General features: G+C 67.2%; 33 protein-coding genes and 1 pseudogene. 15 read left to right on the top strand and 19 right to left on the bottom strand.

The window, feature by feature from the left end:
* Positions 1-444 precede the first annotated feature (444 nt).
* The gene (tyrS, locus tag ACIO3S_RS18080; protein ID WP_400466423.1) at positions 445-1,716 is read right to left on the bottom strand and encodes a tyrosine--tRNA ligase; all 1,272 of its coding nucleotides are present in this window, start codon (positions 1,714-1,716) and stop codon (positions 445-447) included.
* 134 nt (positions 1,717-1,850) lie between these two features.
* On the opposite strand from tyrS, the gene ACIO3S_RS18075 reads away from it, so the two are divergent.
* Positions 1,851-3,311, top strand: a complete 1,461-nt coding sequence (locus ACIO3S_RS18075; RefSeq protein WP_400466420.1) for a serine/threonine-protein kinase — start codon at positions 1,851-1,853, stop codon at positions 3,309-3,311.
* Positions 3,312-3,323: 12 nt separating this feature from the next.
* Here ACIO3S_RS18075 and ACIO3S_RS18070 read toward each other — a convergent pair whose 3' ends face one another.
* Genes ACIO3S_RS18070 through ACIO3S_RS18015 form a run of 12 tightly spaced genes read right to left on the bottom strand, consistent with a single transcriptional unit; the run spans position 3,324 to position 9,618 of the window.
* Complete coding sequence (locus ACIO3S_RS18070) at positions 3,324-3,659, bottom strand: gas vesicle protein K (RefSeq protein ID WP_400466418.1); 336 nt, start codon at positions 3,657-3,659, stop codon at positions 3,324-3,326.
* The gene (locus ACIO3S_RS18065) at positions 3,656-4,315 is read right to left on the bottom strand and encodes a GvpL/GvpF family gas vesicle protein (protein ID WP_400466415.1); all 660 of its coding nucleotides are present in this window, start codon (positions 4,313-4,315) and stop codon (positions 3,656-3,658) included. The genes ACIO3S_RS18070 and ACIO3S_RS18065 overlap by 4 nt, the downstream gene beginning before the upstream one ends.
* Positions 4,312-4,509, bottom strand: a complete 198-nt coding sequence (gene gvpJ, locus ACIO3S_RS18060; protein WP_160028538.1) for a gas vesicle protein GvpJ — start codon at positions 4,507-4,509, stop codon at positions 4,312-4,314. The genes ACIO3S_RS18065 and gvpJ (ACIO3S_RS18060) overlap by 4 nt, the downstream gene beginning before the upstream one ends.
* A complete protein-coding gene (locus ACIO3S_RS18055) occupies positions 4,506-5,309 on the bottom strand; it encodes a GvpL/GvpF family gas vesicle protein (RefSeq protein ID WP_400466411.1) in 804 nt (267 codons plus the stop codon). The genes gvpJ (ACIO3S_RS18060) and ACIO3S_RS18055 overlap by 4 nt, the downstream gene beginning before the upstream one ends.
* On the bottom strand, positions 5,296-5,658 hold the full coding sequence (locus tag ACIO3S_RS18050; protein WP_350712773.1) for a gas vesicle protein: 363 nt from the start codon (positions 5,656-5,658) through the stop codon (positions 5,296-5,298). Before ACIO3S_RS18050 ends, ACIO3S_RS18055 begins: the two co-directional genes overlap by 14 nt.
* Positions 5,655-5,927, bottom strand: coding sequence for a gas vesicle protein (locus ACIO3S_RS18045; protein ID WP_400466408.1), 273 nt, complete (start codon positions 5,925-5,927; stop codon positions 5,655-5,657). The genes ACIO3S_RS18050 and ACIO3S_RS18045 overlap by 4 nt, the downstream gene beginning before the upstream one ends.
* Positions 5,920-6,156, bottom strand: a complete 237-nt coding sequence (locus ACIO3S_RS18040; protein WP_400466406.1) for a gas vesicle protein GvpG — start codon at positions 6,154-6,156, stop codon at positions 5,920-5,922. Before ACIO3S_RS18040 ends, ACIO3S_RS18045 begins: the two co-directional genes overlap by 8 nt.
* Positions 6,147-6,896, bottom strand: a complete 750-nt coding sequence (locus tag ACIO3S_RS18035) for a GvpL/GvpF family gas vesicle protein (protein ID WP_400466403.1) — start codon at positions 6,894-6,896, stop codon at positions 6,147-6,149. Before ACIO3S_RS18035 ends, ACIO3S_RS18040 begins: the two co-directional genes overlap by 10 nt.
* Before the next feature lie 2 nt (positions 6,897-6,898).
* A complete protein-coding gene (gene gvpJ, locus ACIO3S_RS18030) occupies positions 6,899-7,354 on the bottom strand; it encodes a gas vesicle protein GvpJ (RefSeq protein WP_400466401.1) in 456 nt (151 codons plus the stop codon).
* Between the two features lie 3 nt (positions 7,355-7,357).
* A complete protein-coding gene (locus tag ACIO3S_RS18025) occupies positions 7,358-7,609 on the bottom strand; it encodes a hypothetical protein (RefSeq protein WP_400466398.1) in 252 nt (83 codons plus the stop codon).
* Positions 7,610-7,611: 2 nt separating this feature from the next.
* Positions 7,612-8,904 (bottom strand): SRPBCC family protein, encoded by a 1,293-nt coding sequence (locus ACIO3S_RS18020; protein ID WP_400466395.1) that lies wholly within the window; start codon positions 8,902-8,904, stop codon positions 7,612-7,614.
* Between the two features lie 3 nt (positions 8,905-8,907).
* Positions 8,908-9,618 (bottom strand): hypothetical protein, encoded by a 711-nt coding sequence (locus ACIO3S_RS18015; RefSeq protein WP_400466392.1) that lies wholly within the window; start codon positions 9,616-9,618, stop codon positions 8,908-8,910.
* A 78-nt stretch (positions 9,619-9,696) separates the two neighbouring features.
* Between ACIO3S_RS18015 and ACIO3S_RS18010 the strand changes: the two genes are divergently transcribed.
* On the top strand, positions 9,697-10,965 hold the full coding sequence (locus ACIO3S_RS18010; RefSeq protein WP_400466389.1) for a helix-turn-helix domain-containing protein: 1,269 nt from the start codon (positions 9,697-9,699) through the stop codon (positions 10,963-10,965).
* Positions 10,966-11,053: 88 nt separating this feature from the next.
* Positions 11,054-13,057: a fatty acid desaturase gene (locus ACIO3S_RS18005; RefSeq protein ID WP_400466386.1), complete on the top strand. Its 2,004-nt coding sequence runs from the start codon at positions 11,054-11,056 to the stop codon at positions 13,055-13,057.
* A gap of 251 nt (positions 13,058-13,308) precedes the next feature.
* Here ACIO3S_RS18005 and ACIO3S_RS18000 read toward each other — a convergent pair whose 3' ends face one another.
* Positions 13,309-13,869, bottom strand: coding sequence for a hypothetical protein (locus ACIO3S_RS18000; protein WP_400466383.1), 561 nt, complete (start codon positions 13,867-13,869; stop codon positions 13,309-13,311).
* Between the two features lie 782 nt (positions 13,870-14,651).
* Between ACIO3S_RS18000 and ACIO3S_RS17995 the strand changes: the two genes are divergently transcribed.
* On the top strand, positions 14,652-14,891 hold the full coding sequence (locus ACIO3S_RS17995) for a hypothetical protein (RefSeq protein ID WP_400466380.1): 240 nt from the start codon (positions 14,652-14,654) through the stop codon (positions 14,889-14,891).
* 19 nt (positions 14,892-14,910) lie between these two features.
* Here the strand turns inward: ACIO3S_RS17995 and ACIO3S_RS17990 are convergent, their stop codons facing one another.
* From ACIO3S_RS17990 to ACIO3S_RS17970, 5 genes are all read right to left on the bottom strand, one after another.
* Positions 14,911-16,176 carry a hypothetical protein gene (locus ACIO3S_RS17990; RefSeq protein ID WP_400466377.1) on the bottom strand — a complete coding sequence of 422 codons (1,266 nt, stop codon included), beginning with the start codon at positions 16,174-16,176 and terminating at the stop codon, positions 14,911-14,913.
* A 114-nt stretch (positions 16,177-16,290) separates the two neighbouring features.
* On the bottom strand, positions 16,291-17,133 hold the full coding sequence (locus ACIO3S_RS17985) for a hypothetical protein (protein ID WP_400466374.1): 843 nt from the start codon (positions 17,131-17,133) through the stop codon (positions 16,291-16,293).
* A gap of 32 nt (positions 17,134-17,165) precedes the next feature.
* Entirely contained in the window at positions 17,166-17,519 is a 354-nt protein-coding gene (locus tag ACIO3S_RS17980) for a hypothetical protein (protein WP_400466371.1), read from the bottom strand.
* The gene (locus ACIO3S_RS17975; protein ID WP_400466368.1) at positions 17,516-18,661 is read right to left on the bottom strand and encodes a hypothetical protein; all 1,146 of its coding nucleotides are present in this window, start codon (positions 18,659-18,661) and stop codon (positions 17,516-17,518) included. Before ACIO3S_RS17975 ends, ACIO3S_RS17980 begins: the two co-directional genes overlap by 4 nt.
* A gap of 498 nt (positions 18,662-19,159) precedes the next feature.
* The gene (locus ACIO3S_RS17970) at positions 19,160-19,507 is read right to left on the bottom strand and encodes a GntR family transcriptional regulator (RefSeq protein WP_400466365.1); all 348 of its coding nucleotides are present in this window, start codon (positions 19,505-19,507) and stop codon (positions 19,160-19,162) included.
* A gap of 120 nt (positions 19,508-19,627) precedes the next feature.
* Here ACIO3S_RS17970 and ACIO3S_RS17965 point away from each other — a divergent pair, with 120 nt between their 5' ends.
* From ACIO3S_RS17965 to ACIO3S_RS17915, 11 genes and pseudogenes are all read left to right on the top strand, one after another.
* Positions 19,628-19,891, top strand: coding sequence for a DUF6284 family protein (locus ACIO3S_RS17965; protein WP_400466362.1), 264 nt, complete (start codon positions 19,628-19,630; stop codon positions 19,889-19,891).
* Positions 19,892-19,911: 20 nt separating this feature from the next.
* The gene (locus ACIO3S_RS17960; RefSeq protein ID WP_400466359.1) at positions 19,912-20,124 is read left to right on the top strand and encodes a hypothetical protein; all 213 of its coding nucleotides are present in this window, start codon (positions 19,912-19,914) and stop codon (positions 20,122-20,124) included.
* Positions 20,121-20,483 (top strand): hypothetical protein, encoded by a 363-nt coding sequence (locus tag ACIO3S_RS17955; protein ID WP_400466356.1) that lies wholly within the window; start codon positions 20,121-20,123, stop codon positions 20,481-20,483. Before ACIO3S_RS17960 ends, ACIO3S_RS17955 begins: the two co-directional genes overlap by 4 nt.
* Positions 20,483-20,881 (top strand): hypothetical protein, encoded by a 399-nt coding sequence (locus ACIO3S_RS17950; protein WP_400466353.1) that lies wholly within the window; start codon positions 20,483-20,485, stop codon positions 20,879-20,881. Before ACIO3S_RS17955 ends, ACIO3S_RS17950 begins: the two co-directional genes overlap by 1 nt.
* Complete coding sequence (locus ACIO3S_RS17945) at positions 20,874-21,050, top strand: hypothetical protein (RefSeq protein ID WP_400466350.1); 177 nt, start codon at positions 20,874-20,876, stop codon at positions 21,048-21,050. The genes ACIO3S_RS17950 and ACIO3S_RS17945 overlap by 8 nt, the downstream gene beginning before the upstream one ends.
* A gap of 118 nt (positions 21,051-21,168) precedes the next feature.
* A complete protein-coding gene (locus ACIO3S_RS17940; RefSeq protein WP_400466348.1) occupies positions 21,169-21,363 on the top strand; it encodes a hypothetical protein in 195 nt (64 codons plus the stop codon).
* 3 nt (positions 21,364-21,366) lie between these two features.
* Entirely contained in the window at positions 21,367-21,579 is a 213-nt protein-coding gene (locus ACIO3S_RS17935; protein ID WP_400466345.1) for a hypothetical protein, read from the top strand.
* Positions 21,580-21,611: 32 nt separating this feature from the next.
* A complete protein-coding gene (locus ACIO3S_RS17930) occupies positions 21,612-21,815 on the top strand; it encodes a hypothetical protein (protein ID WP_400466342.1) in 204 nt (67 codons plus the stop codon).
* A gap of 106 nt (positions 21,816-21,921) precedes the next feature.
* A complete protein-coding gene (locus ACIO3S_RS17925) occupies positions 21,922-24,258 on the top strand; it encodes an FtsK/SpoIIIE domain-containing protein (RefSeq protein WP_400466339.1) in 2,337 nt (778 codons plus the stop codon).
* Positions 24,259-24,548: 290 nt separating this feature from the next.
* Positions 24,549-25,619, top strand: coding sequence for a helix-turn-helix domain-containing protein (locus ACIO3S_RS17920; RefSeq protein WP_400466336.1), 1,071 nt, complete (start codon positions 24,549-24,551; stop codon positions 25,617-25,619).
* Positions 25,606-25,845, top strand: a pseudogene (locus ACIO3S_RS17915) (WhiB family transcriptional regulator); the annotation flags it as partial. The gene ACIO3S_RS17920 and the pseudogene ACIO3S_RS17915, both read left to right, overlap by 14 nt.
* Between the last annotated feature and the right edge of the window lie 155 nt (positions 25,846-26,000).

The raw sequence follows: 26,000 nt of genomic DNA, 5'->3' as shown, positions 1-26,000 counted from the left end.
CCGGTCCTGCCCCGCAGACTTTATCAGAGCCACTCTCGCTTTACCAACTCGGCGCTTTCGCGCTTTCCGCTGGATTAGCAGTTGTGTTTCTGCTTCGTCCTGGAGGACTTTATCGGATCTCGCTTTGTTGTCCAATTCGGCGAATTCTCGCTCTTATCGGATAAAGACGATATCCACGCCGACACAGCACAAGACAATCAAACTGCGGTCCGTCACGGTCTTGATGCCTGGTCCGAAGACCTGACTGAGACTCTGAACCGAGCTGAAGCTCGAGAATGTTGGCGGCCGACTCAGGGGCCGGAAACCCGCTCGAAGACTCGAACTTGCTTCCCGCCGCACCCCGGCGACCAGATGAACATTACGCCTCAGTGACGCGCTTGCCAAATCGAGGAACGCCCCCGGGAAGGCGGTCACCTTCCCAGGGGCGTTCTCGCAGGTCAGAGGCTACTTGAAGCGCACTCCGGCGAACTTCTTCTTGCCCCTGCGCAGGACGACCCAGCCGTCACCGAGCAACTCTTTTTCGCCGAGCGCGCCCTCGGCGTCCTCGACGCGGACGTTGTTGACGTACGCCCCACCCTCGGAGATCGTCCGGCGGGCCTCCCCCTTGGAGGAGACGAGGCCGGCGGCGACGAAGAGGTCGACGTACGTCGGCAGCTCCTCACCCCGCTCCAACTCGACGGCACCGGCCTCCGTGATCGCGGCGGCCAGCGTCGTACTGCTCAGGGTGGCCAGGTCGCCGCCGCCGAAGAGCGCGGCTGCGGCCTGCTTGGCCTGCTCGGTCTCCCCTGCCCCGTGGACGAGAGTCGTCATGTGATCGGCGAGTGCCTTCTGGGCCACCCGCAGGAACGGCTTCTCCGCGTGCTGCGCCTCCAGGGTCTCGATCTCCTCGTGGGACAGGAAGGTGAAGACACGGAGCATCTCCCCCACCTTGGCGTCCTCCACGTTGAGCCAGAACTGATGGAAGGCGTAGGGCGACATCATCGTCGGGTCGAGCCAGAGGGCGCCGCCCTCGGTCTTGCCGTACTTGGTGCCGTCGGCCTTGGTGATCAGCGGAGTGGTGAAGGCGTGGACGGTCTCGCCGGTGACCCGGCGGACCAGCTCGACACCGCCGGTGATGTTGCCCCACTGGTCCGAGCCGCCGAACTGAAGACTCACCCCGTGCGTACGGAAGAGGTTCAGGTAGTCCATCGACTGCAGCAGGATGTAGGAGAACTCGGTGTAGGAGATGCCGTCCTCGAGACGCTTCTTCACCGTGTCACGCGCAAGCATCCGGTTGACCGGGAAGTGCTTGCCGATGTCACGGAGGAAGTCGATCACCGACAACGACGCCGTCCAGTCGGCGTTGTTGACCATCGTCGCGGCGGTCTCGCCCTCGAAGGAGACGAACCGCTCGATCTGGCTGCGCACCTTCGCGACCCATTCCTTGACGGTCTCGGGTGAGTTGAGGGTGCGCTCGCCCGAGTCGCGCGGGTCACCGATCATGCCGGTGGCGCCGCCTACAAGTACGTAGGGCGTGTGACCTGCCCGCTGCAGGCGCATCGCCATGGTGATCTGGAGAAGGTTGCCCATGTGCAGGCTCGGCGCGGTGGGGTCGAACCCGATATAGAACTTCACACTCCCGCCGGCGAGCGCTTCTCGGAGCGCGTCGCGGTCCGTCGAGTCGGCGATGAGGCCTCGCCACTCGAGGTCGTCGAGGAGTGTGGGATCGATGGACACGTGGTGCCTTTCTCAGATCGTTCTCAGATGGTGTTTCCGGGGCCCGGAACGGGCTGTCCCGGAAGCAAGGGTAGTAGGCGATACCCCCTAGAGTTGACCACTGGCGTTCGCGACGAGATTTTGAGGGGACCTGGGTGATCGCAGGGAGGTACCGGCTCGAGAGGGAGCTCGGCCGGGGAGCGATGGGAGCCGTCTGGCTGGCCACCGACGAAGTTCTGGGGCGTTCGGTCGCACTCAAACAGCTGATCGCTCTCGACGGCGTATCGGATGCCGCCGTCGAACGCGAGGCGCAACTCGCCGCACGACTGGTCCATCCCAACGTCGTCGCCGTCTTCGACCTGGTGCGCGACGACGACAAGCCCTGGCTGGTGATGGAGTACGTCGAGGGGAAGACCCTCGCTCACATGGTCCGCGACGACGGACCCCTGCCCATCGAGGACGCCGCGAGGTTGATCGGTCAGATCGCCTCGGCCCTGCGCTCGGCCCATGCCGCCGGCATCGTCCATCGGGACGTGAAGCCCGCCAACATCGTGGTCGGCCGTGCCGAGCGCGCCAAGCTGACCGACTTCGGGATCGCGCGCGGCGTCGACTCCCAGACCACCCAGACCGGACAGGTCACCGGCTCGCCGGCGTACCTGGCTCCGGAGATCGCGACCGGCGGGCGGGCCACCCCGGCCAGCGACATGTGGTCGCTGGGGGCCACGCTCTTCCAGGCGCTCACCGGCGAGCCTCCCTACGGGATCGGCGACAACGCGCTCGCGACGCTGTATCGGGTCGTGCACGAGGACCCGCCGCGTACGCCGCTGGCCGGCCGGCTCGCTCCTCTGCTGGAGCACACGATGGCCTACGACCCCGCCGAGCGGTGGTCGGCCGAGGACGTCGTCGACTTCCTGGCCGGGCGGTTGGCGGCCGAGAAGCTGGAGCCGGTGGCGCTGCGTACGCAGACGCTCGCCGCGGTCGCGGCACCCACGCCTGCGCCTGCCGCGCCTTCGGGGCTGGCACAGTCGACGAGCACTCCGACGCGGCGGCGCTGGTGGCCGATCGCGCTCGTCGCCGCTACGGCATTGGTGCTGGTGGTCGGCGGAGCGCTGTGGGCCAACCGCGGCGAGGAGCCGAGTGCGAAGCCGAAGCCGGTCGCGTCCGGATCGCCGCTGTCGGAGACGACCGACAAGGCCACCGAGGACGCGGACGACCAGGAGTCGGAGGAGGCCTCCGAGGAGCCGCCGCCCAGCGAGACGGTCAGCGAGTCTCCGAGCGAGAGCCCCTCGGCCAGCGAGACCGCCGGCCCGACCGCCGAGGGGATCGACGCCTTCATCCGCAGCTATCTCGCCACCGCGCCCAAGAACCCCGACAGCGCCTTCGGCTCGATGCTGACCCCGGCGTTCCAGTCAAGCAGCGGCGGGATCGAGGGTTACCGCGACTGGTGGGGCTCCGTCGCGAGCACCAGCGTCGTCTCGGTCTCCCCCAGCGTCGACCCGCTCAAGGTGACCTACACCTACAAATACACGATGAAGGACGGCCGGCAGGACGGTGGCACGGTGACGTTGGGGCTCGTCTACGCCGACGGGAAGTACCTCATCAACAGCGAGGGTTGAGCGCCGAGCACCTCAGAGGAGCTTGCCCAACGGGCCCAGGTCGATGTTGAGATCCTCGGCGGTGAGCCCGAAGTGGTCGCGCAGCTCGGTCATCTTCTCGTCCAGCAGCATCAGGGTCTGCCCCAGCCGCTCGATGTCCTCCTCGCTCAGGCCTCCCGCATCCATCCGGCGGATCGCCTGACGCTCCATCAGCTGGCGGAGCAGCTCGACCAGGGTGAGCACGAGCTGAACGAGCCCCTTCTCGACGGACTCGGGGTCGGCGTCGATCCGCCGGCTCAGCGCCGACGGCAGGTCCCGCTCGTCATCGAGGTCCAAGGGCCAGGGAGCTCGGTCTTCCGGATCCCTCACGCGCCGACCTCCTGACAGAAGCTGAAGGGTGGCCACGGGCCGGTGATGGTCGCACCGGCCCGGCTCGTGGCCCACCACTCGACGGCCGCCAGGACCTCCTCCACGACCTCGTCGGCCACCAGGACGGACAGCCTGGCTTCGCTCGGGCGGACCTGTGGCAGTGGCGTGATCTCCGAGGCGTACGGAGCGAGCAACGCCTTCAGCTCGGCGGTCTCGTGCTCGTGCGCTCTCACCTCGGCGGCGCGCCGGCGAAGATAGTCCGTGCCCGTCTGCTCCGCGTTGTCGGTGCTGTCGGTGCTGTCGGTGCTGTCGACGGCATCGCTCGGTAACGGGAGGTGCACGATGCACTCGCTGCGTCCCGCGACCGCGGTGAGCCTCTCGGTCCATGCGCTCTCGTGCTCCGCGACGAGCTGCTCGAGCTCCGTCTCGTCGCTCACGACCGTCCCGAAACGGACCGGAAGAACGGGAAACCGGGTCCACAGCTGGTGGAGTATCCGCCCGTACGCGAAGACCTCGCGCGTCGATCGCTCGGGTGCCTGGGTGCGCGGTTCGACGAAGACCGTCACGTCGTCGTATCGGTGCGCCCGCAGCGGCGTACCTTCCGTGGCGGCGGTGCTGTCGGCGTCGCCGGCGGCGACGGCGTAGAGCAGCATCATGACTGCCTCCCGGCTCCGGGCAGCTGGATCCTGTGCGCGGGGGCGATGACCAAGCGCAGGCCGACGTAGACGAGGTCGACGCCGGCCAGCGACAGCACCAGGTCGCCGCCCACCACGACGCCGCCGTCGATCAGCCGGTCGACGAGGTCGACGAGCGAGGTCTCGTCGAGTGCGGGGGAACGCTCGAGCGTCATGACACCAGTCCGGTCAGGTCGTCGTCGTGCGGCTCTTCCGCACCGACGAAGCTGTAGGGCGGCCACGGCCCGGTCACCTCGACACGCATGCCGGCGGTGGCGACCAGCTGGTTGTGGAGCTCTTCGGCAAGGCCGAGGAACCGGTGCTCCTCGTTCCGCGCCACGAGGTAGGCGCTGTTGAGCAGCATCGGCTCGTCGCGGCCGGTGACGGCAGCGTCGAGCGGGGCGCGTACGACGCTCGTGGCCGCGCTGCGAGCCAGCGTCTCGTGCGTCTGCGTCACTGCGGCCTCGCGCCGTCCGCGTTCGGTGTTGCGCGCATCCTGTTGCGACCGGCGCCGTTCGAGGTACTCACGGCCGCTGCGGGGCGACGGCTCCTCCGGCGCGGCAGGAGCCGATGTCGGAAAGATCTGGAGCGACCACTCGACGCGACCGGCGACGAGCTCCCAGACGTGTTCGAGGCGGGCGCGACTCGACTCCAGCGCGTCGATCAGCGCCTCATCGCTCGGGTAGATCCCGGGTAGCTGCAGCGGCAGCACGTCCCCGTGCTCGACCAGGTGCTGAAGCACCTCGTGGTGGGCTGCGGCGACGGGCGTGACCCAATGAGTGTCCTCCCCGTGCTCTGCCCAGGCGCGCTCACCGAAGGACGCCTCGGGCAGATCGCTGACCACGATCTCGAGATCGTGGAACGCGCAGGTTCGTACCTTCGCATCCGCGATGCCGCGGTCGGGGAGGGAAGGCGTCCCATCGCCCCGAACCAGTCCGTACGCGTGGACCACTGTGGTCGGCTCAGCGGCGCTCACGGCTCGTCTCACCTTCCACGATCTCGGTCTCACCGCCGACGCTGCGCTCGAGCGCCTCGAGGCGCCGGCGGAGGTCGAGCTCTTCGTTCTTCTTCTCCTCGTCCTCGAGGTTGCTGACGAACGGGTCGCCCTCCCACCAGTTGATGCCCATCTCTCGCGCGCGGTCGACCGAGGCGACCATGAGCCGCACCTTGATGGTCAGCAGCTCGATGTCGAGCAGCCTGACCTGGATGTCGCCGACGATGACGATGCCCTTGTCGAGGACGCGCTCGAGCACGTCGGCGAGGCTCTGCGACGACGCTTGGGGGCGGTTGTTCACGAAGACGGGCGTGCGCTGTGTCTCTGTCATCGATCCTCCACCTGGGCTCGGACGTAGCGGTGGGTACGGCGATAGCCCGTGAGCTCACCGTCCTCCCCAACCGTCACCTCATAGGACGCCAGGACATCGGTGGTCTCCGGCACACGCTCGAGCTCGAGGATCTCCGCGGTGACGACCCAGCCGTCGTCGTCTCGGCGGATCGCCGTGACGCCCTCGGCGGGACATCCCACGAGCGCCTCGAGCTCTTCGAGCACCTGCTCGGCGATCGAGGACAGCGTGGGTTTGCTGGGCTCATTCATGCCAGCCTCCGGCGATCAGGCGCTGCACCAGATCCTCCTCGAGATCGGCAGCCTCCTCCTCGGTCAACAGGCCCGCCTCCCGGCGGGCGTCGACGTCCTCGAGGGCGGCTTGGATCGTGGCCGGGTCGAAGTACTGGCTCTCGGCCTCGTCGCGGATCTGTTCCGCCACCCAGACCACACCGCGCACGGGCGCGATGGGCAGGGTCAGCAGCTGCGTGATCAGGCCCATGCGAGCTCCTCCGACGAGGCGGCTTCGAGAAATGCGTACGGCGGCTGCGGACCGACGTACCGAAGCGACGCCAGTGGTGCCAGGTCCTCGCGCAGCGTGGTCACCGTCGCGTCGACCTCGCTCTGTCGGTCACGCTCGACCAGCAGGAAGACCTCCGCCGCCTGCAGCGCACCGCGGACCTCGCCGAGCGAGACCGCGCGGGCGGTCGGGGCCAGCCGATCCACGACGCCGTCACCGACGCCGGCCCGAAGCGCGTCGAGCGCGGCCGCGATGGCCTCGCCCAGGCGTACCTCCGCCGAGTGCCGCTCCTGCGGACTCGCTCGCTGTACGTGGTCGCGCAGCGCGACGAGGTCCTGGTCCCGGCGAAGCACCTCCCTGAGCGCTTCAGGCTCGATCAGGTCGACCGAGACGGTGAGCTGCAGCAGACCGTCGAACCGTTCCAGCAGCGGGCGGATCTCGTCACCGCGGCTCTCGATCAGCTCGTGGCGCACGGTGTCGTCGTCCGGCATCTCCACGCCGAACTGCATGGGCAGCACCGCCCCGAGCGCGGCCACCGCCTCGAGCGTGTGCGCATGTGCCAGCAGGTCCTCGCGCAGCACGCGCGAGTCGGCGTCCACGTCGCTGACGAGCACCCGAAGGCCGTCGCCGTCGATCTGGCGCAGTGGACGTTTCGACCGTCCCGTCCGGTCCGCGGGGATCGTGACCGATGTGTCCGTGACTCCGTAGATGTGGACAGGCACGGTCAGTCCTCCTTCTCCTTGGTCTGTCTGGACGTGCTCTTACGCGTGCGACGGGCGGGCTGCTTGCGACCCTCGTCCTTCTCCTCGTCGGCGTCCTTGTCGGAGTCCTCGTCGTCGCTGCCGGGAAGGATGCTCCCGAGCTTCTCCTTGGCTCCCTCGATGGCACCGGCCGTCTTGCCCTTGGCCCCGGACTCCGTCACGCCTTGGACGAGCTCCGGGATGCCGTGGGTCTGGGTCTCGGTGAGATCCAGACGATTGACTGCCTCGGCGAAGCGGAGGTACGTGTCCACGCTGGCGATGACGATGCGCGCGTCGATCGTCAGCAGCTCGATGCCGACGAGGGAGACGCGTACGTAGATGTCGATCACCAGACCCTTGTCGAGGATCGTGTCGATGACGTCGGCCAGGCTGCTCGGCGCCGGGCGCTCGAGGTACCGGTTCTGCTGGGTGATGGTCATGAATCAGTCGCTTTCTGTCGGTGTCCCCGCTGGCACGGGTTGCTCGGCACGCTCGAGGAGATGCCTGCGGATGTAGCTCCGGTTGGCGCCGAGCGACGCCGCCAGGCGTGACTTCCCGCAGCCCACGAAGTAGCCGATGCACCAGTCGAGCTGCTGCAGGGCGTCCTCCGCGGCGGTTCGGTATCGGTCGACCTCCTCCATGAGGTGCTCGACCTCACGCTCGAGCTCGTGGACCTGGCTGTCGTCAGCGGCCATGCTCAGGCCCCCTTGGCGGAGGAGCGGGAAGACGTACGCTTGCTCGCGCTCTGCTTGCTGGCGCTCTGCTTCCTCGGGCTCCGCTTGGTCGCGCTCTGCTTCGTCGGGCGCTGCGCGCTCGCGGTCTTCTTGGCGGCCGTTTTCTTGGCAGTGGTCTTCCTGGCCGTCGTCGTCTTCCTGGCCGTCGTCGTCTTCTTCGCTGCAGTCTTCTTGGCCGCCGGTTTCTTGGCCGGGGGTTTGTCACCGGACTGCCCGTTCCCAGAAGAGCTGTTTCCAGAACTCTTGCCTGACGACCCGCTGCCGGACGACGACTTCTCGGAACCGTTTGAGCTGCTCGACGTACGGCTGTTCGCCTTGCTGCTCTTCTCCTGGTTCTTCTCCTGGCTCTTCTTCGAGCCCTCGTCCGAGCCCTCGTCCACGACCTCCTTGTCATGGATCTCGCCGGTCCAACCGTCGATCTCGTCGCGATGGAGAAGGGTGTGGTTGGCGACGTGACGCCGGAAGTGCTTCATCTCCAGACGCACCCGGCGACCCTGAGCGCGCCAGAGGTTTCCGGTGTGCTCGAAGAGGCCCTTCGGGTGGTACTCGAGCGAGACCAGGATCCGGGTCAGGTTCGGCGCGAGCTCGTGGAAGGTGACGGCGCCGTCGACGCGCCCCTTCTCGCTCTGGCTGGTCCACACGATGTGCTCGTTCGGGACCTGGTCGAGGATGGTGGCCTTCCAGGTGCGGTGGGACCAGAACACCTGGGCCTGCCAGGTGATGACCTCGTCCTCCTCCTGCGTGACGTTCTCGACCTTCTTCATGAAGGTCGGGAACTCCTCGAACTGAGTCCACTGCTCGTAGGCGACGTCCCGGCTCACGGGTACGTCGATCGACTCGACGATGTTCGTCACCTTGAGCTTCTTGCCGGTGGGCTGCTCGCTCTTGCCGAGATTCCCGGCGACCTGCCCGACGGTGTCCTTGACCTGGGCAGCCGTCTCCTTGACCTGGGCAGCGGTGTCCTTCACCTTGCCGACCGGGGCCGTGACCTTGTCAGCGGCCGCCTTCGCGCCCGCCTTCACGGTCGAACCAGCCTTGGACGGCTTCGCATCGCCCTTCGTGGGAAAGCTGTCGGCGAAGCCGGTGAGCCGATCGGTTATCCCTTCGACACCGTTGCCGATCCTGTCCAGGCTCCGCTTGCCGAAGGCTCGACCGAGGCCCACGGCCTCGTGTCTCAGCCGGTCGATCGGCAGCTGCGAGAGAAGGCCCGAGTCCCCCTTGTCCGTATCTGCGTTCTTGCGAATCTGTTCGGTCATGACTCAGGCACCTCCGGTCGGCGCACCTGCGCGTCGACGACGGGAGCTCCGCGCGCCTCGGCGCGGCTTCTCCTCTTCGTCCTCGTCCTGCTGGTCCGTCTCGTCGTACTCGTCTTCCGGCTCTTCCTCCGGTTCTTCTGCTTCCTCGTCGTACTCGTCCTCGGGCTCTTCCTCCGGTTCTTCTGCTTCCTCGTCGTACTCGTCCTCGGGCTCTTCCTCGGCGTCCTCCGCTTCCTCGTCGTACTCGTCCTCGGGCTCTTCGTCCGGTTCGTCCTGAGCCTCGTCTACGGGCTCTTCGTCCTCCGGAACCTCATCGGTGTCCTCGTCGGATGACGACGCGCCCCAGAGCGTGCTCTGCTCACGCAACCGATCGCTGAGCTTGTCGATCTGGCCCGCGGCCGCGGCGACCGCGGCTGCCTTGCCGGCCTGAACGAGCTTTCCGCTGACCTGCTGCCCGAGCTTCTGTACGTCGGACGAGCCGCCGAGGCTCTGCGTACCGATCTTCAGCATCTCGAGGCTGCGTTCGCGAACGGCGCTGTTGCTGAGCGCCGACGCAACGACCACAGCGAGTCGAAGTTTCTTGAATCGCCCGAGCACATAGCCAGCCGCTACAGCGGCTCCTACGCGCGTGGTAACAGACATGTCCGTGCTCCCTCCTCGGGCGGCCCTCCACCACCCATTACCCCGGGCGGTACCCGATGTGACGCGGGTCATACGTTGGTCCCGGAAGAGGGCGCGCAGTGTCCACCAACAGCGAGGGTTGAGCGCCGGAACGCTCGGTAGTCTCCGGACATGGGTGACAGCGCGGGACAGCAGGAAGACCTGCCCGAGTCGGTCGTGGTCGAGCTGCGCCGTACCGCTGCCGATCTGCTGGGGCACGTCGCGTCGTACGCCGATGACATGCTCGCCCACATCCTCGAGTGGATCCCGGAGGCGAGCGCTGATGACGAGCTCCGCGGGCTGACGCTGGGATCGTGCTCCTCGAACCTCGAGGCCGCGCTGTCGATGGTGCGGCACGGTATCGACGTGAGTGCCGCCTCGGCGCCGGTCACCGCGCTCGAGCATGCGCGTGCCATGGCCGGCCGCGGCTACAGCGTCGATGTGATGCTGCGCTTCTACCGGATCGGCCATGCCTACTTCAGCGAACGAATCCTGACCGGGCTCACCGACTCGGTGAAGGATCCGGCCCTCGCCCTTGCGGTCGTCGCACACCTGCAGCACTACGCCTTCGCCTACGTCGACCGCATCTCCAGCGAGGTCGCCGCAGAGTACGTCGCCGAGCTCGACCGGATCCAGACCCAGGCCCGTGCGGCCCGGACGGACGCGGTCCGCACGTTGATCGCCGGCGGACGGATCGACCTGCGCCGTGCGGAGCGCACGTTGTCCCACCGGCTCACCGGATGGCAGACGGCCTTCGTCTGCTGGACCGATGGCGACGACGTCGATCTGGCGCGCGTGGGTGAGACGGTCGGCACCCACTTCGGATCACCTCATCCCCTGCTCGTCCCGGACGGCGCTCGGGCGTTGTGGGGCTGGGTCTCCACGACGGGAGCTCCTGGCATCGCACCGGCGGACCTCAGGCCTCTGGCCGGGAGGGTCCCGGAGACGGTCCGGGTCACGCTCGGCACGCCGGGATCCGGTGCCGCTGGCTTCCGCGACTCCCATGTCCAGGCACAGCGCGGCCGTCGGATCATCGAGCTAGCGGGTCGCGGAGCAGCGGTCACGACGTACGCCGAGGTCGCGCTCGCAGACACGATGAGCGGCGACCTGGAACTGACTCGCGCCTTCGTCGCGACCGAGCTGGGCGGGCTGGCGGTCACCGGGCGTCGGGAGGAGGAAGAGCGGCGGGCGCTGCTCGCGGTCCTCGACGCACAGGGTGGGCTGGCGGCCGCGGCCGACGAGCTCGGCGTGCACCGCAACACGGTGCTGCAGCGTGTTCGCCGGGGCGAAGAACGGCGGGGGCGTCCTGCGACCGAGCGCGTTGCCGAACTGCATGCTGCATTGCGCGTGGTGAGCGTCCTGGGCTCACTCGTGCTCTCGCCGGAGCACGACCAGGTCTGACCGGAGCCGGCTGGGATGTGCTGCGCGCACATCGACATGGGCTCGGCACCTCTCGCGGGGTGCGGCTCGCGGTTCGTACGTTTCGAGCATGTCAACAACGACGGAGCAACCCGCAGCCACCCGCCACGCGCTTCCCGACCCGGGCGAGAAGGTCCCGACGATCTCCTGGCCCATCGTCGGCATCTTCTCCGGCGCGATCGCGCTCTTCGCGGTCTCGACCTGGGCGGCGTTGGCCGAGCGCCTTCCGGTCCCGGTGACGGTCCTGCTCAGTGCGGCAGCGATCTTCGTGCTGTTCACCGTGCTCCACGATGCCGCGCACTACTCGATCAGCACCCATCGCTGGGTCAACGTCGCCTTCGGCCGGGTCGCGATGTTCTTCGTCTCGCCGCTGATCTCGTTCAGGTCGTTCGCGTTCATCCACATCGAGCACCACCGCAACACCAACGATGACGACAACGACCCCGACCACTTCGTCAGTGGCGCTCCGTGGTGGCAGGTGCCGTTCCGGTTCCCGCTGATGGACGTGCCGTACCTCTCCTTCCTGGTGCGCAACGTTCGGCGGCGTCCGCGGGCGGAGGTGGTGGAGACCTCGTTCCTGCTGGTGATGAGCGTCGTGGTGATCGTGGCGGCCGGGTTCACCGGCCACCTGTGGACGCTGGCGGTGCTGTACCTGATCCCCGAGCGGGTCGCGATGTTCGTGCTGGCGTGGTGGTTCGACTGGTTGCCGCACCACGACCTCGAGGACACCCAGCAAGAGAACCGCTACCGCGCCACCCGCAACCGCGTCGGCTCGGAGTGGGTCTTGACTCCACTGCTCCTCTCGCAGAACTATCACCTCGTCCATCACCTGCATCCCTCGATCCCGTTCTACCGCTATGTCGCGGCCTGGAAACGCAACGAGGAGGCCTACCTCGAACACGATGCCGCGATCGGCACCGTCTTCGGTCATCAGCTCGACGCGGACGAGTACCGCGAGTGGAAGACGCTGAACGGCAAGATGGCCCGGCTCCTCCCGGTGCGGATGCCGAAGCGATCCTCGGCCCGTGCCGCGGAGTTCCACCCGCTCCCGGTCGCCGGCGTCGACCGGCTGACCGACGACAGCGTGCTGATCCGCTTCGCCGTGCCCGACGAGCTGCGCGAGAAGTTCTCCTTCGAACCCGGTCAGCACCTCGCCGTCCGCACCGACCTCGGCGGAGAGGGCGTACGTCGCAACTACTCCATCTGCTCCTCGGCCACCTCCGACACACTGGCGATCGCCGTCAAGCACATCCCTGGCGGTGCCTTCTCCACCTTCGCGATGGAGCAGCTCCGAGCCGGCGACACCCTCGAGCTGATGACACCGACCGGTTCGTTCGGGACAGCGGTCGACCCGCTGGCCACGAAGAGCTATGTGGCGATCGCCGCCGGCAGCGGCATCACCCCAGTCCTCTCGATCCTGCAGACCACCCTTGCCGTCGAGACCGAGAGCCGCTTCACCCTGATCTACGGCAACCAGGACGCGGACAGCACGATGTTCCGCGACGAGCTCGACGACCTCGAGACGCGGTACGCCGACCGGCTCCGGATCATCCACGTACGCTCCCGCGACCCGCGGCACCCGGCACCGCTCCGAGGTCGCATCGACCGCGCGAAGCTCGAACAGTGGATCGGCTCCGACCTGCCCACCGCGTCGGTGGACGAGTGGTTCCTGTGCGGACCGTTCGAGATGGTGACCGACCTACGCGACCTGCTTCTCGAACGCGGCGCCGAGCCGGACCACGTCCACGTCGAGCTCTTCCACGGCTACGCCAAACCCCGCATCGCCGACGGCTTCGCCCCGGCCACGGTCACCGTCGGCCTGCGCGGCCGGCAGCACGAGGTTTCCCTGACCGCCGGCGACACCGTGCTCGAGGCCGCGTTGAAGGCCGGGCTGGACGCGCCGTACGCCTGCCTCGGTGGAGCCTGCGGCACCTGTAAGGCGAAGGTGACGCTGGGGTCGGTCGCCATGGAGCAGAACTTCGCCCTGTCCGCGGCCGAGGTCGAGACCGAGCACGTGCTGACCTGCCAGTCCCGCCCGACCACGCCGTCGGTCACCGTCGACTACGACGGCTGAGTCCGATCGTCCGTACGCGCCCGCTAGGATCTGCGCGGGCCGTTAGCTCAGTCGGTTAGAGCAGAGGACTCATAATGCCGAATGCGCCCCGGAATCATCCACGCGGCCTCACACAGGAGCCGCCCATGACGACACCGTCCTCGCTGGTCAGGCCCAGATCGATTCTGTCAAGATCGAACGATTGTTCGACATGCTTGTGAATACGTCCGCGTCCTATTTACGTACGAGACGACCGCGCTGGCCGAGCAGTTTCAGTCCTCAGGCCGGCGATCGACCTGCGCAGTGTTGCCGACCCCGATGTTGATCGCGTTGCCGTTCCCGCTAACGTCGATCCGACTACTGAACGCGACGTCCTGCATACCTTGGAGGATGTCGTCCTCGACCTTCTCCAGCTCCTCGAGCTCGGTGAAGAGCAGGTCGAACGACTCGCCTTCGAACCAGATGCGCAAGCGGTGGGAGACGTGCGGCGTCTTGCGTTGCTGCTCGGCGTAGAACCACGCCTCCAGGACGAGGGACCGCCAAACCAGTGACGCGACAACGAGGATCCCGATCGCCGCCAGGACGCCCCACTTCATGTAGGCGTAGACAGGCACGGCCATCAGGGCGACGGTGCGGAGGCCCAGCCGACCGGTGGCGCGGTCGTAGTCGTCGGGCGTGATCGCCGGGTACTCGACGATGTCGGACTCCATGCGAACGCGTCCTAGGGGAAAAATGTTCTGGCTCGTCGTATAGACGATGGCCAGCACGCCCTTTTCGACCTGGACGGCGAGCAACTCCGGAAGCTGCAGCGGATCAATGGGGATATCGTCCACGAACCGCCCCTTCACCCGATCCACAGGCTGCGACGAGCCACCCTCAGCGCCCGAGCGCCTGGATGGCGTTACCCACTGCTTCTACTGCCTCCGCGGACCCGACAACCGACGCACTCACACCAGCAACGACCGCGGCCGCCATGGTAAGGACCCGCCGAATCGCCGACCGGTCCTCGCGAGGCGTGTCCTCTAACGTCGCAGCAGCGGCCTCCAGAGCGGTCGCGTCCGGTCCGTCCAGCTGATCCGCCAGCGCCCGCAACGCAGCCAAGGCTGAAGCTATCTCGTCTCCACCTGCACTCGCCCCGGTGTGCACCTCTGCATGGTTGTGCGTCCCTCCCAGGTTGACAGCGTTACCGCTGCCACTGATCGAGACGTGCGGGATCCGCGATTCACCCATCTGGCCTACAGCCCTTTCGCCCCTGAGTCATGCGATCAACGGAGAGCAACAATTCAACGCAAACCGTACGCCAAGAGGCCGGTGCGGATCCCTTGTTTGACGCGACAGGACCGGGCGAGGTCAGCGCCAACTTCAGCCTCATGCGCCGAGGCAGCACCACGAAAGAGCGTCTTCGGGCCACTGCGAGATCGCGAGCCGGACACGGGGATCGATGGGTTCACTGACAGCCACCGCCCGAGGATCACGACCGAAGTGTCACCACCCAACCCCACCAGATGTGTCAGCGATGTCTTGATTCAGAGCCGTCACCGATGTCCTGGGAGATGACAGCAGCCCTCAAGGATCCCTCAGCCACACCATCGAACACATGTTCTATCCTGGCGGAGTGAGCACGATCCCCGAACTGGCTGCCAAGGACTGGCGATTTCGACCGCCGCGGCACTGCTTCGTTCGGTTCGGCAACACCCGGTGCCCTGCAATTCTGCTCGAGTGGCGGCCGAAGCGGGATCGCGGTGGCGTCTCGAAGTGGGAGGGCCTCGTCGTCTACGCAGGTCATACCCCAGCCACGGGCGAATGGGACATCAGCCAGCGCTGGATGCATGGCGACCTCATCGAGCCTGATTGAGCGATACGCCGACGCGTCCCTAGTCCTGTAGAGGGTTCGACTGGGTCTCGTACAGGTCGAGGATCTGGCTCAACGTGGACTCCGTCGCCATCAGGAGGGTGCGCAGCGTCATCGCGTTACCGACGGACTCGTGTCGCCCCTTGCTTGCCTTACTGACCAGGGCGTCGTGGGCCTTGGCCAAGCCAGCGGCCGTCGCAGCGAACAAGTCCCGATCGCTACCCTTGCGGTGACTAAGGGTGGCGAACCGAATCCGGGCAGCGTATGTGTACTTCCCCTGGGCGTTGCGGAGCTTCTCGCCGGGGTTGGCCAACTCGTACTCCTTCATCTTCTCGTCTGTCGCGACGTGCTGCCGGACGAGACGGACGAGTAGCTCGTACAGGCCTGTGCACGCTTCCTCTAGGAACCCGTCTTGGCCCTCGCGCCGGAGCGCGGCACATGCCGCGCGGTAAAACTCCGCCATCTTCGGATCGATCGCGGCGAGCCGTGCCTCGAACTGCACATTCAGGTCGAGACGAGCCTCCTTCCAGGGCGGGAGCACCTCCGCCTCTACGAGATCAGTGAGATCGGCGTGCGCCACAGCGTCGGGAGCGAGCGTGCTCAAAGATTCGGTGGCGATGAGACCATCCACCGTGAATCCGCGAGAAGCGACCGGACCGAAGGATTCTGCGGTCCACGTCTTGGGCCGGTAGGAGCTGAGCCAACCGTCGTACGCCTCCAAGAGCCTCATGGACGGCCGCGCCGCCTGGGCGATCGAGACCCCCAGCGCAGCATTAGGCAGGGACTGGTCAAGGAACTTTGCCATGTGGTTCCGCGCAGCGACCTGGCTGGCCGCGAAGGCCGTGAAGCTTGCGTACGCGGGACGGTTGGTCGGCATGACCTGACCCAGCAGACCGTCCATGCGGAAGGAGATCGGCCTGCTTAATGTCGCGAGACTCGTTACTTCGCCGAGCCCGAGACGCGCCCCCAAGCCCATCGGCGTCGACAAATCGCCGAGCCCGAGACGCGCCCCCAAGCCCATCGGCGTCGACAAATCGCCGAGCCCGAGACGCGCCCCCAAGCTCACCGGCGTCGACAAATCGCCGAGCCCAAGGTTCGCCACAGCACTCGCCCGCCAGAGGGTCTCATTGAAACCGACATTCGCCGCCATACTTGCCCGCGAGAAGGTCTGGCTCAAACCGAGACTCGCGGCTGCCATCAATCCATCATCCGCCCATTCCTCCGCAGAGTCTTCCGCCTCGTTGCCGGGACGGTCCTCCGGCAGGTCATTCGGGCTGGGCGTTGTCACAGGCTGGGGGTCCTCTGAGATGCGCTGGTGATGGTCGGGAACTCGCTGAATCAAGTGGTACCACAAGGCTCCGACACTCCGACTTGACTTGCGAAAACACTCCACCCGGCGCCGCTAGAACTCCTGGTCAAGGCGTCGGAGAATGTTCGCAAACAGGATGACCGAGTCAGCTGCGATCCCGGCGTCGCGCCTTGTCGGAGCGGGTCTGTGCTTCACCTTGTGGGCCAACTCGGAAACCTTCTTGGCTACGCCTCGAACCTCCTCGTTCTCCCCACCACCAAGCGAGTCCTCGATGTACCGACCGATGCGGAGGTTGGTCCTATCCACTGGGGGTTCGACTTCCCCGTCGCGCAGGTGTTTTGCCGGGTCATAGATCGTTCGACTCAAGGCCTCCAACACAGCGACCGCACGATTCCCAACGTCGCGGTAGTCCTGCGCGGTCGCTGCCGACCGGAACCGCCGCTGGAGCTCTCTGATCTCTTCGTCGACGTGCAGCCATCCGGTTCGGTGATGAGGTGAAACCGGTTCCGCCAGCACTGCTCGGAACTGCGCCTCTTCGAGGTGGTCGAGTTGAGCCCAGACCGGCTCAAAGTAGCCGGCCAGCAAATCTCGGCGCGCCTGCCAGGAACCGCGGGCACCTTTCTGGATCCAGAACGACCTGAACCCATTGAAATCCCTCCACGGAAGGTTGAGCATCACCCCATGCCGACCAAGGGTGGCCCGCAACGCCCGCTGGCAGAGCTCAATCTCCTCGTCATCGAGGCGGTTGTTGCCATCGGTTCCAAACGCTGTTAACTCGCCATGCACGAGGCGGGTCAGTGCCACCGCAGTTGCAAGATCGTTGTCGTCCGGGATAGGTCCAGATCTAAGCGCTTTGATCAAGTCGCTTCTCAGCGTTGCCGGCGAACCGAACGGATCAACTTCGTCCTGGTCAGTGAAGAGGTCATCGGGTTCCAAAGGCTCAGTCCTCCGGCCGAGTTAGCGCGCGCTCATCCGACCACGGATGGCCAGCGGACTGTGAGAACGATCGAGTCATCGAACGCCTGCCACGAGTGAGAGGTGCCCGGGCCGAATACGACGAAATCGCCTTCGCGCTTCATCTCCTGGTCACCGTCGGGGAGACGTACGGCGAAGTGGCCACGAAGGAGCAGGACCATCGTCGTGCGGACCTCCTCCTCGGCCACGGTCCACTCATGGCGCTCCTCCCCCGCCTGGTGAGTACCCCACTTGACCTCGACGTCGGTCGAGTGCAGTGGACTGGTCTCGGAGTCGATGAAGTGGCCGATGAGCCAGCCACGGCGCTCTGCACCGTCGTCGTACGCGTTGCCGGAGGCGGTCGTCACTGGGCGAATCCAATCTCAAAGTGGGGCAGCGCTACGCGCTCTGGGTGCAGCTCGTGGAGACGTCGAAGGCCGAGGACAAAGGCGAAGAGGCCCTCGTCTGACCACGCCGGATTGTGTGCGAGAGCCCGCAAGCCGGCCTCATCCTGCGACGAGACCAGGGTGATCCGCTCGGACTCCCAGTTGCTCTCGACATCACCGCCACAACGCTGCCAGAAACCCTCGTCGTGCACAGCGACAAGACACGGAAATTCATAGTTTCCGGTGAGGAGGTTGAAGCCGAATCCGGTGCACTCCATCGACCAGGCGTCGGGCCCCGCCTCGGTCAGGTAGCGCATCGGCCCAGTGAGGAGATCCGGGTGCATTGGGTCGATCGTGCGGCGCGTGTCGAGGGTCGTGTCGACCTCTGCCTTGCCGAAGAGTTCCTCCTCGAGCTCTCTCGCGAGCGAGGTTCCGACACTGACCTCCCAGCTCGGCTCCGAGGTCGGCTCGTGGAAGCACTTCGGAATCACGGCGAGTCGACCAGACGCGTTGAGAACCTTTGCCCCACGCTCCTGAATCAGCAATGCGAAATCGGCCGGGCGCGCACCTTGCGCCGACCGGGCAAACGCCGTCAACGCGAGCGCTCCGCCCATGCAGTTACGCGAGCCAGGCGTGAGCACCGACTCGACCGTCGGCATCATGAGATCGCGCAGCGGGAGCACCTCTCCCCCGCCCTGCGCGGCTGCGAACGTTTCAGCTTCGAGGAGATCCACCGTGAGCGCGTACTGCGCAAACGATCCAGTGGTGAAGGACGTGCGTACGCCGTCGGGCTGCGCCCCCCACCCGGTCATCCGGTAGAGCCGGCCGTCGACGAAGCGGGTCTCCTGGACCAGGCACTCAGCGAGCCTGGTTTCGGCGGCGCGGCGCCAGATGTCCGAGTCGGGCTGAGGTACGACGACGGCCGCATGGTCGTATGTGAATCGCTTCGCCGCCTCGACCGCCTGCAGGTCGACCGAGTTGCTGACCCACTCCGTGGCGCTCAGGATTGTGAGATCGATGTCCGCATCGCCGAGCCCGACGCGGACCGGGCGATGATCGCCGAACCCATCTGCGTAGTACTGGTGCAGCCTCTGAGCCACAGCCGACCTGTCGGTCTCAGCCATACGCCACCGAGGCCCGGCGGCCGCGTCCATCCGAGCCGCCGCCGCAAGCACCCTGGCACCCGCGTCGTCGTCCCGGCCACTCTGCAGCCACGTGAGGGCACTGTGAAGGTTCGCAGCGGCATCGAGGCGGCTCCGCATCTCGTCACCGTTGCTGCCCACTCTGTCGAGACCGGCCAGCTGCGCGAACCGCTCACGCTGTGAGTCGGTCGCGCTCTCTAGGACCGTGTCGAAGATTCGCTGGATCTGCAGCGAGATCGCTCCGCCGCCACCCTTGCGCCACAACGCAACAGAGCGCGCCGACACCCCGAGCTGCTCGGCGAACTCCTCGTTGGTGAGCCGCAGAGCGGTGCGCAGCGCATCAGCCTCTCGCGTGGTCCACTCGACGACGCTGATCATCGGAACACTGTCCCTTCCTCGACGAAAAGGCAGCGGATTGCACTGCGATTGCACAACCGCTTCATGGTGAGAAACGCCTGATCACGGCTGACTAGAGGCATGTCAGGCACCAGCCGAATCGGCGCGATCAACGAGCTTCTCCAGCCGCTCAACACGGCTGGACAGGCTCGCGACATCGCGCCGGAGTTGGTCAACGTCGTCGGTGCTCTCTCGGCTCTCCGGGAGCGCATTGACGTACGTGCCACGTCCGGTGCTCGACACGAGGACGCCTTCCCGCTGCAACTCGCGGATGGCGTTGTGAACCGTGACCTCGGCGACGCCGTACGTCTCCCGAAGCTCACGGAGCGGGGGCAGCTTCGCGCCTACCTCGTACTCACCGTCTCGCACTCGCTGCCGGATGTCCTCGGCGACCTGCTCGTGAAGAGGGGTCGCGTTGTCTCTGCTGATCATGCCTCCAAGGTAACCACAAATGCCCTGGTGTGCGTAGAGGCATTGACATCCTCGATTGCCCTAGTGCACCCTAGTGCACAGCAAGGCAATGTCACCCGCTGCTACGGAAGGCACCAACCGATGGACACCGCTCCAACGCACTCCGACCTAGCCGAGATTGAGGCCGAGTGGCCGCAGATCGCCGCTGAGGTCGACTTGGTCGACGCCGAGTGTCGCCTACTCGCCGACCCGGGCGACGTGCTCGCCAAGCGGGCTCACCGGCGGGCATTGAGCGCGCTCCTGCTCCTGCTGGTTCAGCAGGCCAACCACGACGCGGCCCTGAGGGTCGCGCCTGTCTACACCCTCATCAACCCGTGCCCGGCCGGCCAGGCCGAGGCTGCCTGATTCTCGGAAGGAACCACGTCATGATCACCGCTCCTCTGTTCATCATCTTCCTGCTCGTCGCGTTCGCCATGATCAAGTGGGGCAACGTCCATCCCGGCGTCCTCGCCTTCGGCGCGATCCTCGGGCTCTCGCTGGCATCGACCACGCTCGGCGGGCCGATCCTGAACGGCATCGAGTCCGGCATGACCGCGGCCCTCTCGGCCGCCTCCAACATCGCTGGCGGTGCCCGATGAGCGCCGCACAGTCCTGGGACCTGACCTGGGTCGCGACCCTCCTTGAGGGTCTCCCCAACGTCGAGCTGCACGGGTTCTCCGTCGACGTCGAGCCGAACTTGGCCGCTGCCAAGGTGCTCGGTACGTCTGGTCGGCGGCCGGTGGTGCGGTTGTCGATCCGCCCGGCCGGCTACGAGGCCGCCTCACAGCTCGCCAAGCTCCTGCACCTGTCTGAGCACATGACCGCCGACACCGAGGACGGCCTCGGCCTGCTGGTCCGCCACACCTGGGCCGGCTGGGAGGTCGCCGCGTCGGACGAGGTCGATGCGTGGGTGGAGATCACCACGACCCAGCGGGTCTGGTCCGAGGCGGTCGCCTGATGGGCACAACGACGTCGCCGAATGCACTGGTCGCCGCTGGGCTGCGACGGTCGGTCCGCAACTGCCTCGAGGGCGAGGCTGCGGTCGAGCTGCTCATCGGCTACGAGAGTGGGCGCCTACTCGATGGGCCCTGGATCGTGCGTACGCCGGTGTTGCGCCGCTACCAGTTCCGTCCCGCTCCCGAGGACTACGACACCCACGGTCAGGAGCGATCCGGGCTGTCCGAGCGTGACGCGCTCGTGTTGCAGGTCGCCGCGTCGGTGACGTCGATCGCCTTCCCGGGCGTCCCCGTCACCGCACTCCTGGACCTCGACCGCACCACCCTCGCCCTGGTCCTCACCGCGTACGCGCACATCGCCTGCCGCGTCGTCGAGAACGAGGTGGCACGTCATGGCTAAGGGCGATACCCCGAACTACACCCGCAAGCAGTCCGACAAGGACCTTGCGCGGATGCAGCGCGCCGCGAGGGCAGCCCGTGCGCGAGGCGACGAGCAGCGGGCGCGCGAGTTCGAGGACGTCGTCGCCTCCATCCAGAGCGTGCGCAGGCACCGGGGCTGGAGCACGTGAGGACGCCCGGCAAGCCCAGGGCCCACAGGTCGGTCCGGTCGCACCTAGCCGTCCAAAGCAAGTGCGACCGGACCTCAACAGAGAAGCACCCAACCAACCAAGGAAGAGAGCACCTGTCATGGGGCACCTTAACGACGTCATCGTCGCCGCCGGGGTGATCGGGGTACCTGCCCTGACCGCCGCAACGATCGCACTCGCCATCCACGGCCACCGCCGCGGCGCTCGTCTCTACCGCAAGTACGCCGCGGCCGACACGGACACCGTCCCGGCCACGGTCGGGGACCAGGCCGCGTCTGAGAAGGCGGGGGTCTGAGCCATGGCTGTTCAGTACACCGGCCTGTTCGGCCACGGCACGTTGAAGGACACCGCGCGTCATGTCGTGAAGACCAACGGAGCGAAGGTCGCGAGGAAGCTCCCCGGTCGCGCGGACCCGTATGCGGGAAAGAAGGCCAAGGTCGGCAAGGCGTCGGATCCGTACCGGAAGAAGAAGCCGGTCAGGCGCACCAACCCCGTAGGCCGCCGGGGCTGACCCACTGCCGCCACGACAAGGAGAACCACCTCATGAAGTACGACAACCGAACCTTCAAGGTCCGTGAGTACACCGGGATGGGCACCGGCAACATGCGCCTCGTTCACGTGTACATGGTCAAGGCCGTGAAGCCGATGAAGTCGGGCGGCGGGTCTGCGATCTACCTCACGAACGGGGACACGGTCATCACCCCCGACTCCGTACGGCAGATCAAGGTCTTGATGAAGAACGCCTAACCCAACGCCAACCGCCCCGGCGCGGAGTAGTCCGGCATCCCGCTCGCGACGGGACCGGGGCACGCAATCCATCACAACCCACCAACCATCGAGAGGAGAACGACCGATGAGCACCAACCTGAACGAGTCCGACCAGGCCGATGAGGTCTACGACCTCGAGGCCGCGCGGCGTGCCCGCGAGTCACGTGCCGCCGATCCCACCGCTGACAGCGACAGTGACCCGATCTCTGTGAGCAAGCCCGCGCACGCGGCCGAGGAGTCCGCTCAGGATGCCTCTGAGAACACCGCGGCCGCCGAGGCGACAGAGGACGAGGACGTTCCTGTCCTGGTCGAGGGTGAGGTCCTCGCGGTGCGCGATGACAGCGCCACGGTGGCCCAGCGTGCGTCGGCTCCGCGTCGTGAGGTGCTGCCTGGATGGGCTAAGAACCGGGATGCAGCCAAGGCGGCCGCGAAGTGGGCCACGTCCTACTACAGCCACCTGGTCGCCTACCACACTGTCCGGCTGCCGCTCTACTACGGCAAGCTCAGCGCGCGCTCCCCGCTCGGTGCTGGTCGTCTCGTGGCGACCACGTGGGGCTGGATCAATGACGCCGCGGACCGGGAGAACCGGATGGCGGTGCGCGGCAGCACCCTCGACGCGGGCGCGTTCCTCCAGCTCAAGGAGCACCACCGCCGCCAGGTCCAGGCCCGCACCTTCATGGTCCTCGTCGCGGTGCTGGTCCTGGCAGGCCTGATCGCAGGGGTTCTGTTCGGTACCAACCCGATGGTGCAGCTCGTGGTCGCGCTGGCCGCGCTGGGCGGCCTGGGGATCCTGGGCCGGAACCCGGACAAGCCGATCACCGGCCGGGCCGTGGACGCGACCAAGGAGCCGCGTCTGACCTCGGACCTGATCGTGGACGCCCTGGGGTCGCTCGGGTTGGGTGAGCTGAACAAGGCCCTGACCAAGTACGGCTCCAAGGCGATCGCGTTCGTCTCCCCGATCATGCGTGACGGTGCCGGGTGGCGTGCCGAGATCGACCTGCCCGGCGGGGTCACCGCCTCCGAGATCATCGACCGCCGCGACAGGCTCGCCTCGGGTCTGCGGCGCTCCCTGGGCAAGGTCTGGCCCGAGGCCGACACCGACGTCCACGCCGGCCGCCTAGTGCTCTACGTGGCCGACAAGTCACTCTCGGAGACCGAGCCCGCCGCGTGGGCTCTGGAGTCGAAGGGGAAGGTCAACATCTTCGACCCGATCCCGATCGGCCAGGACCAGCGTGGCCGCCCGATCCACGCCACGTTGATGTTCGCTCTGGTCCTGATCGGCGCGATCCCGCGTATCGGGAAGACGTTCCTTCAGCGGCTCCTGGTCCTCGCCGCCGCTCTGGACCCGCGGGTCAAGCTCTACATCTTCGACCTCAAGGGCGGCGCCGACTGGCTCCCGCTGCGCCACGTCGCCCACGCCCTGCGGATCGGTGATGACCCCGAGGACATCGCCTACGTGCTCGCGTCACTGCGGTCGCTACGCACCGAGATGCAGCGTCGCTACAAACTGCTGCGCCGCCTCCCGCTCGAGCGCTGCCCCGAGTCGAAGGTCACCGACGAGCTCGCCTCGGACAAGTCCCTCGACCTCGGACCCATCCTGGTCGCCCTCGACGAGTGCGGGCTGGCGTTCGGGCACTCTGAGCACGGCAAGGAGATCACCGACATCTGCGTCGACCTCGGCAAGCGCGGCCCGGCCGCCGGCATCATCCTCATGCCCGCCACCCAGCGCATCGACGCCGCCAGCGTCCCGCCCGGGATCAGCTCGAATGCGGCCCTGCGGTTCGCGCTCAAGGTCATGGACCACACCGCCAACGACATGATCCTCGGCTCCGGGATGTACAAGGCCGGCGTACGCGCCACCATGTTCGGCCGCCACGACCGAGGCGTCACCCTCATGGTCGGCGAGGCCGACGACCCGGTCATCTTCCGCTCAGCAAAGATCGACGCCGAGAAGGCCGAGAAGATCGCCCTGCGAGCCCGCGCCGCCCGCCACGCCGCCGGACTCCTCACCGGCCTGGCCGCCGGCGAGGAAGACGCCGCAGACACCGACACCGGCTCCATCCTCGACCACCTCCTCGCCGTCTGGCCCGCCAACGACCCCGAGTGGTCGGCCGGCAAGGTCTGGTGCGAGGAGCTCGCCCACCGGCTCGCGGCCGCCCAGCCCTCCCTGTACGAGGGATGGACCGGCGAGCAGATCACCGCCGCGGTCAAGCCGCACGGCATCCGCACGGTCCAGATCAAGCGCAACGACCCCGAGGAGGGCAAGCCCGTCAACAAGCGCGGCCTGGTCCGCCGCGACCTCACCGACACCCTCGGCCACACCGACCCCGACCAGAACCCCAACACCGGCCTCAGCACGGGCCCCAACACCGGCCCGGCCAGCCCCTCGGCCGGTACCTCGGGAGGTCCGCTGGAGCCCTGAATCGGTAGCGGTAGCGGCTGCTACCCGTAGCACCCCTGCTACCCCCGAAACTGCTACCTGACCTGCTACGTAGCAGATCAGCACCCCTACTCGCACACCCGTTCGAACCCCGGATCAGGGCCGATCCGACCCCCTCGCACCCTGCTGCCGCTACCCGCCTCGCCCCGCACGTCGATGGGCAGCGGAGAAAGCCTCCGGAACGCGCTCGCTGGCCCAAGTCCCTGCCTCACGCATGCCAAAACAGCCCTGAAACCGGCTCCACATCAGCCCCTGGAACAGGAGATCTCGCCGTGAACACCCGCTCTCAGTACACCGAAGGCCGCCCCCACGGCCACACACCCACCGCCCGCTCTACTCGCCCCTCCGGCCTCGCCATCGTCGGCCTCGCCATGACCCTCGTCGGGTTCCTCCAGGTCGCAGTCACCATCGCGCCGCAGGTCGCCCAGATGATCCCCGCCGCCGGCGCCGCCGCACCCGCTGTCGGCGTAGCCGTCGCCCTGGCCGCCGACGTCGTGTGGGCCGCACTGGGCCACACCACGATCGCCGCTTACAAGTCCGGCCAGCGGGCCGCCGCCTACGGCTTCGGAGCCGCCACCGCGGCCGCTGTCGCCGTCTCCACCGTCCTGCTGGCCGCCGTGGGGCACATGGGCCCCTGGTCGGCTATCCCTGCCCTTGCCGCGCTGCTGCTGGTCGCCGACGGGATCCGTGACCAGGTCACCGTGTCTCCCGAGACGGCCGCGATCATCCGGACCCGCACCGCCGAGATCCGCGACCAGCGCGCCCTAGCGGCCATCGAGGCCCGCCACGAGGCCCACATGGAAACCATCACCGGCTACGGCAAAGCCACCCGACTCGCCGCCCGCACGCACGCTCTGGCCGAGATCAAGGTGACCGTCGCACGCGCCGAGGACAAGGCCGCCAAGCGGCTCAAGACCTCGGCCGAGAGGCACTCCGCCGGCGTCGACGCCTACCGCGAACTGATCGGCGGCCCCTCGACCACCGACCCTGACACCACCCCTGACACCAAGGCTGACACCGAGGCTGACACCGCCCCTGACACGCACCCGGGCGCAATCGTCGCGCCGGTCGCCGCTGTCACCCCGCTTGCTGGGCCCGTTGTCACCTCCGTGGTCAGCCCTGACAACGACGAGGGCGACGGCGAGCACGACGCTGACACTGGCCTGTGCGCCATCTGCGAGACCGACCTCGGCGAGGAAGACGGCAACCACGTCCACCCCGCCTGCGCCGCCGTCGAACTGCGCCGAGTCATGAGCGTGCCCGAGGTCGCCGAGCTGCTCGGCGTCACCGAGCGAACCGTCTACCGCTGGACCAAGGAGGCGAACCGCAATGAGGTCGCCTGAAACCCCTGCCATCCACCCCGGTGAGCTGCCCGGCGCGCTATGCCCGCAGACCGACCCCGAGATCTTCTTCCCCGAACCCGGTGGCAGCCCCAAAGCAGCCAAGAAGGTCTGCGCCGCCTGCGACGTCCGACCCGACTGCCTCGCCCTGGCCCTCTCCCTCGGCAACGTCATGGGCGTGTGGGGTGGCCTGACCGAGCACGAACGCACCAGGCACAAGCGCGCCGCCCGGACCCCCGCACCCGTCCGCCGTACCTGCCCGGGCTGCGGTGAGGAGTTCACCAAGCCGACGCCGCACGCCATCTACTGCGGCGACCTGTGCCGCCACAAGGCCCGCCGCGCCACCAAGGCCGCCTCCGATGCCCGCCGACCCCGAAAGGCCGC

It is taken from the genome of Nocardioides sp. NPDC087217, from assembly GCF_044744805.1.
In the GTDB taxonomy this organism is placed as follows: Bacteria; Actinomycetota; Actinomycetes; order Propionibacteriales; family Nocardioidaceae; genus Nocardioides.
Note: the sequence above shows the minus strand (reverse complement) of the source record. Positions and strands in the feature narration are given on the sequence as shown.